This window comes from Mesorhizobium sp. M1322, from assembly GCF_040318085.1.
Classification (GTDB): Bacteria; Pseudomonadota; Alphaproteobacteria; order Rhizobiales; family Rhizobiaceae; genus Mesorhizobium.
On record NZ_JAMYLP010000164.1, the window covers coordinates 1 to 6,196 of the forward strand.

Sequence of the window (6,196 nt, forward strand, 5' to 3'; positions counted from 1 at the left end):
GAAGCCTGGGTCTTCATCGCCCACATCCGCCTGCTCACGCGTCGCCTCGCAAGACCTTGAAATTGCACCAGTCGTTTTGATTCAGACACTTAGGCGTCAACATGTTCGCCGCTCCGGATGCCGGACACTGGTTCCTTCAAGCCAATGTCGCAGTTGCAATACATGTGATGAAGTATCACGCTGATCAGTCGGCGCCTGCCACGCAAGGCGGTGCGCTTACACTGGATCTCCTCGTAGAGGAAACCGAAAATGAAATCGAACGACGCGAATTCTTCCCGTTTTACGAAGATCTTTTGCTTCAGTTCGTCGGCCGCGTCGTAATAAAGTTCAGCAAACTCGGCATTCCGCGGGTTCTTCAGAAACTGATCGACCCGTCCAAAATGTGGCATCGACCCGTCAACGATTATTGACTCATAATAGCTCGCGCTGAGGCCGTTGATTTTATTCTTTTCGTGTAGCTTGAGCTTCTCAAAGTCTTCCGCACCATTGACATCTCCGGCTTCCCGATCGTCCGTGTAATCGTGGATTGCGCGAATTACCTCCACAAGTTCGTCAGGTTCGAAGCGAAACGGGGACGGATCGAACCGATTGGGAAGTTCATTGCGAATTTCAGCGAAGTCATCAAGCGCCAATGACAGACGTTCAGTGCCAACGATTTCAGCGCTCTTTATCCCAAGTGCCAACAGCTCCTTGATCAGCTTTTCGTCCGCTCCGCCGCTGTACTTCCGGTTCGTAAAGAGGATGTAGTGATCGCAGAGCCCTTCGGCGGCGAGTCGCTTGATCTGCGCATGCTCCTTTCTCAGAAGCGTGACGAAATCTCGATCGGAGCATGAGCGGTCGCTCGCATTGACGTGTTTCGCCTGGAAGACGACGTGCCCCGAGAGCGGCGCCGATGTGCTAGGGAAGCCGATCGCCGTCCCATGGAACTTTCCATCTCGTCCACCATCTTTGCCGGGGGCGAATGGCGTGACGCCTTCGCCAAACCACCGCACACAAATACGAACGACGAGGCGCTCGAACTCGTCGTCGTGCAGCTCGTAGAGCCGATAATCCCGCCTCATAGTCCCCCCGGAATATGTCTCAGATCAGTTCGATACGTACCTTGCGGCCAACTACCTCCGCCGCCCGCTGCAGCGTTGCAAGGGTCACATTTCCATCCGTTGGGTCGAGTAGACGACCTATCTGGCTGCGGCTTGTCCCCATCCGCTCGGCCAAACGCTTGCGCGAGAGATGCTGCTCTTTCATCGCTTCCACAATCTGCCACGCGAGGACTTCTTTAATCGCAACCGCCTGGAACTCCTCAAGCTTGCCCATATCCCCGAGGAAGTTATTGAGCGTGGAAAGGCCCTCGATCGAGCGCTTGCCAGCCTTTTGTACACTTGCCATTTCAATCGACTCCTCAATCAAGGAATTCACGCATTCTTCGGCGCGCAAGCACCATTTCGTCGTCAGGTGTTTTCTGGGTCTTCTTGATAAAGCCAGAAAGGACGATAATTGCCTCGGCATGTACACAAAACAGAACCCGCGCTATCCGAGGGCTCGGCAAGGTAGTTCGGACTTCCCATAGTCCGTCCTTTAGCGGACGGCACAATGGCATCCCAACCGGCCATCGATACTGCACCCTCATCAGGTCCAACCCCACGGCCTGGCGGTCTCCAGGGTCGAGGCCCTGAAGCCATTCTCTTACAATCTCTGTCCCGGCAGACGTGCGATAGAACACCACCGGGATTTGTTTTGCGCGACCTTCTTCCATACCACCCCATGGAGCGTGCATGTACCATATAATGTCCACCGCTCACAAGCGGTTTCGTTGACGTCAATCCTCTTTGAACCGACCACGGACACAAACTGGTGGATTTCCCGCTCGAGGCAGCAGATGCGCTTCGCACATCTCTCGAACACAGAGCTCGAGAATCAGGCAGAAATTGCCGGCGCTCGTTGATCCACACCAAGTTGTCTCGCGATATCCGCGAGAGGGTTGGGCAATGAAGTGCTGGTTGAGCGCGTCGGCGATAGACTTCTCCTTGTGCTTGCGTGCGAGGACCATCACGTCCTGGCCGTCCTTCCAGGCGATAGTTGCCCTTACCCGCTTGGCTTTATCCTCATTAAGGAGCGCAAGGGCATCTAGCTGGATGGTTCCCGATGTCCATAGCTCGAAGTGGACATCAGCTTCCCTAAACACTGGATGAGCTCGGTAGTGGGAACGCATAATGGCGATCTTGCGAAGCCATTCCTCGACCTCGCCTTTCTCCAGCACCCCACCAGGCTCCTTTCCTTTGCACTCGATCGCTGTGACGGAACTTGCTTGGCTTGTTACTTTTTGAATATCTATGTCCGCGGTCTTGCCCGTCGCGGGATCGGTCGCCCTCACGCCCATGTCAATCGAAACGGCATCGCGCCGCGCGAGGTAGCCGGCAACCAACTCGAACAATATGCCGCGCAAGTTGCCGGCACGACCTTCAATATCGAGAAGGCTCTCAATTAACGACGTGAGCCGTTCGGGGCTTGATGAGGCGTACGCTGCCGCGTTCTTCAATGTCTCAACGAGCGAAGTGATCGCAAGCCCTACCCTCCTTCCAAACAGATCTTTCGGCGTGGCCAACATTACGCCGGCGGCGTGGCCGGCAGTCAGTGCAGGGCCGGTGAAGCCTTCAGAGACAAGGATCGACAGGACACCGATGCCGCTAAGAGTGGCATTCAACATCCGCGCCTTTCGGATAAAGAACTGAACCTGTTCCAAGGTTAAGATGCCTTCCGCGAACACATCGGCGACAACAAAACCCGGCTTTGTCGCCGAGCCTTGAAGTGGAAGCAGGTAGCTGGGGCCGGCGAGATCGAACGCAAAAGGTCCGATCGGCCGAAGGTTCGGGTCGCCCCGAATAAGCAGAGTATTGTAGCCGGCAAGGCCGATTTTCCGTGCCCACTCCCTAACGCCATCAAGGAGGACCGCTTCGGTTAGGGCCCGGGCCCGCACTGACGCCAAACTGGGGCTTCCAAAAGATGCCGCAAGGGAGAAGCAGCGTCCCTGCTCAATGTCGCTTACCTCCTTGACGAATCCGGCCGAGACAAGTCGCTTTGCGACCAAGTCGGCTGCGACTTGGCCCCTTTGCGGAATGACGGGCGCACCGCTTATTACGGCGAAGCCGTCTGCCGTAACGAGACCCCCTCGCGCGATAACACCGTCAATCGCCGCCGCATAAACCGCGTTGGACACCCGAAGATCACGCAGGAAATTATGCCAAAACCGCTCCGAATTGCGGTCCTCCTGCAGGTACAGGAAAGATTCACGCTTCGGAAAAAGTGGGATCGGGAAACGGCGTATCGGCTGGACCGCACGCGACACGCGTTGACGAGCCGCTTCCGCCGAGATTCCGTCGGCCTGCAGGGCTGCGACTATCAAAGACGATCGCATCTACCTTGCCAGCCGCCCGTTTTGCAAGCGTTCCACGACCTCAACGAAATCAGTCACTTATCGCTCTGCCAGGCGTCGCCATTTGGCCTGACGATGTCACAATGGCCTGAAAGTCACGAGCAATATGGGGTCGTTTGCGGTAGAGGGCGAAATCCTACGCTAAGCCTGACGCCGTTTGCTGCGCGCTTTGGTCGAGCGCTGTTCGTCGGCTCTTCAGTAGCGACTGGTAGGCGGCATCCCGAACCAGCGCATGCTTGAAGGTGTAGATCGCGTCCGGAGGCTTGCCGCGGCAAAATGCCAGTTCTGCGTGAACAAGTTCGTCCAGAGCGGTCCTGACCTTCGGCTCGTCCATCTGCGCGGTCGCGGCGAGCAATTCGTAACTGAACGCGCGGCCGATAGCAGCGCCGATTTGCGCCACTTCCTTAACCGCGACAACCGATCAAGGCGAGCCAGGAGCGAGTCCTGCAACGTCGAGGGGATGGCGAGCGGTGGCAGCGGGCCGGCAAGCTCATAGCGCTCGCCGGCCGCGCGCAGCAGACCGGATTCGAGCACCGCCTTTGTCAGTTCCTCGACGAAAAGGGGAATGCCTTCGGTCTTGGCGAGAATATGCGCCTGCACTTCGCCGGGAAGCGGCCGGCCGCCAGTGAGATGGTCAATGAGTGCTGCGCTTTCGTTCAGTTGGAGATGACTGAGCGTCAGCAGCGTCACATGCGGTCTGCCGGTCCACCGTGGCGCGAACTCGGGCCGAAAGGTAACAACCAGCAGTACCGGCAGCCGCTCGATCCGATCGACAATGCGATCGAACAGCTCAAGGCTGGTGGGATCGAACCAGTGAGCATCCTCGGCCGTCATGAGCACCGGCTGCTTGGCCGCGAGGCCCTCAAGCTGGGCTAGCAGCGCCTGAAACGTCTTCGCCCTTTTCTGTTCCGGGGCGACTTCGGGCACCGGGTAGCGGTCGCCTGTCGGGATCGACAAATACTCAGCGATCAACGGGATCGGCGATTTCGGGTGAGGCTCAGCCGCGGGAAGCAATGCCTCCAGCTTGGCCAATTTCACCTCTGGCGCATCCTCGCGCTCGAAGCCGGCAGCCCGACGCAGCTGGTCCAGCACCGGGAACAGAGCGCTGTTGATGTGATAGGGCGAGCCGTCATAGCGCAGCGACAAGCTTTTCTCGCGGCGGAGGTGGTCGCGCAGGGCGATTGCGATGCGGGACTTGCCAATGCCCGGCTCGCCCGACAGAAGCACCACCTGGTCCCTACCGTCCTTGGCCTGCCGCCAGCGGTCGAGGAGCAAGGCTATTTCCTCATCGCGGCCGACGAGCGACGTGAGGCGCATCCCGTGCAGCGCCTCGAAGCGGCCCTCGGCTCGGCTCTCGCCCATGACCAGCCATGCCCGCACCGGCTGGGCGAACCCCTTCAGATCGTGGGTGCCGAGATCAACCAGCTCGAAGAGCTCGCCAAGCAGCAGCCGGGTCGTTCCGGCCACGACCACATTGCCAACCTGGGCAAGTGCTTGCAGGCGTGCCGCCAGGTTCGGCGTCGCGCCGACCACCGCCTCCTCCTGCGCTGCACCTTCGCCGATCAAATCGCCTACCACCACCAGACCCGTGGCAATGCCCACTCGCGCACCCAGCGGCACTTTCGCGGGCGTCGCCAGCTCGGCGACTGCAGCGGCAATGGCAAGCCCGGCCCGCACCGCTCGCTCGGCCTCGTCCTCATGCGCACGCGGCCAGCCGAAATAGGCCAGCACCCCGTCGCCCATGTACTTCGCCACATGGCCATTCAGACGCCTGATCTCCCCGGTAACCGCGTGCTGGTACTTCCGGATCACCTCCCCCATCTCTTCGGGGTCCAATTGACTTGACAATGCGGTCGATCCAACCAGATCGACAAACATCACCGTCAACTGGCGACGTTCAGCTTCCGGGCGAGGCGGTGGACCACTTCCAGGGATCGGTTCAATTCGGGCCGCTGTGGCGGGATCCTCCATACTGCGCTTGCCAAGTTCGGCGATCGCGGCCAACACGAGCTTCCTTGGGCCCATCGGCAGCCCCAGCGCCTTGAGGTCCGCATCCGACAGATGCGGGAGCACTTCGGGCGTGATCTCGTTCTTGGCGAAGGTTCTGCTATATTTGCCGAGCCCAAGGCTCGAAAGCCACCCGGCAATGTCCATGACACCCTCCGTTTGGTCTAAGGCAGGTTAGCACCACGCGGGCGCACGGCGAAGCCCGGATGTGTTTGTCCGAGGCATCAATGTCATGCGGAGCTAGCGCATGCTGAGGAGTGAGATCGGGATCCGCAGGGGACGGAACCCTGCCGCGTCAATCGGCGCGGAGGATGAAAGCATCTACACCCAATTGAACCCGGGAGGCGGCCTGAGAGGATTGCGCAGCACAGGTCAATAGCAGCTTACTCCACCCTAGGAATGTCGCGAATGGCTAAAGTTCGAGCCCTTTGCGACAATACTCGGGAAGGTCTGGAACGGGTCAGACTTTCCGGTTCCTAAACCGGAAGGTTGCGCCATTTCCAGACATTCCCGACGCTTTTCGGGAGCGGACCTTCGCTTTTCGTCCGAAACCGACCCGTTGACGACCTTGGGCGTTGCAGACTTGAACCTCCAAATCGAGGTCGGGAACCTGACCTTCAGCGCAAGAGCATTCGGGAGTGCGCTCGCGTGCAGGAAGCTTTCGCCCAGCACTTGATCGCCTCCGAAACGCTGGGTGTGCTGCTTTCCCTGACTGACCCGGGGCGAGGAGGTTGTCCATGTCCACGAGTAGTGTTGACC

At 59.1% G+C, this 6,196-nt stretch carries 6 protein-coding genes; all 6 read right to left on the reverse strand.

Annotation, left to right across the window (positions count from 1 at the left end; translation table 11 throughout):
* Positions 1 to 89: 89 nt before the first annotated feature.
* Entirely contained in the window at positions 90 to 1,061 is a 972-nt protein-coding gene (locus NKH12_RS29690) for an ABC-three component system protein (RefSeq protein ID WP_352956370.1), read from the reverse strand.
* 19 nt (positions 1,062 to 1,080) lie between these two features.
* Positions 1,081 to 1,434, reverse strand: coding sequence for a helix-turn-helix domain-containing protein (locus NKH12_RS29695; RefSeq protein WP_352956371.1), 354 nt, complete (start codon positions 1,432 to 1,434; stop codon positions 1,081 to 1,083).
* Entirely contained in the window at positions 1,400 to 1,774 is a 375-nt protein-coding gene (locus NKH12_RS29700) for a type II toxin-antitoxin system RelE/ParE family toxin (protein ID WP_352956372.1), read from the reverse strand. Before NKH12_RS29700 ends, NKH12_RS29695 begins: the two co-directional genes overlap by 35 nt.
* A gap of 42 nt (positions 1,775 to 1,816) precedes the next feature.
* Positions 1,817 to 3,400, reverse strand: a complete 1,584-nt coding sequence (locus tag NKH12_RS29705; protein ID WP_352956373.1) for a hypothetical protein — start codon at positions 3,398 to 3,400, stop codon at positions 1,817 to 1,819.
* Positions 3,401 to 3,625: 225 nt separating this feature from the next.
* Positions 3,626 to 5,584 carry an adenylate/guanylate cyclase domain-containing protein gene (locus tag NKH12_RS29710; RefSeq protein ID WP_352956374.1) on the reverse strand — a complete coding sequence of 653 codons (1,959 nt, stop codon included), beginning with the start codon at positions 5,582 to 5,584 and terminating at the stop codon, positions 3,626 to 3,628.
* Between the two features lie 246 nt (positions 5,585 to 5,830).
* Positions 5,831 to 6,196: hypothetical protein (locus tag NKH12_RS29715; RefSeq protein ID WP_352956375.1), on the reverse strand; the 366-nt coding region annotated here is incomplete at its 5' end.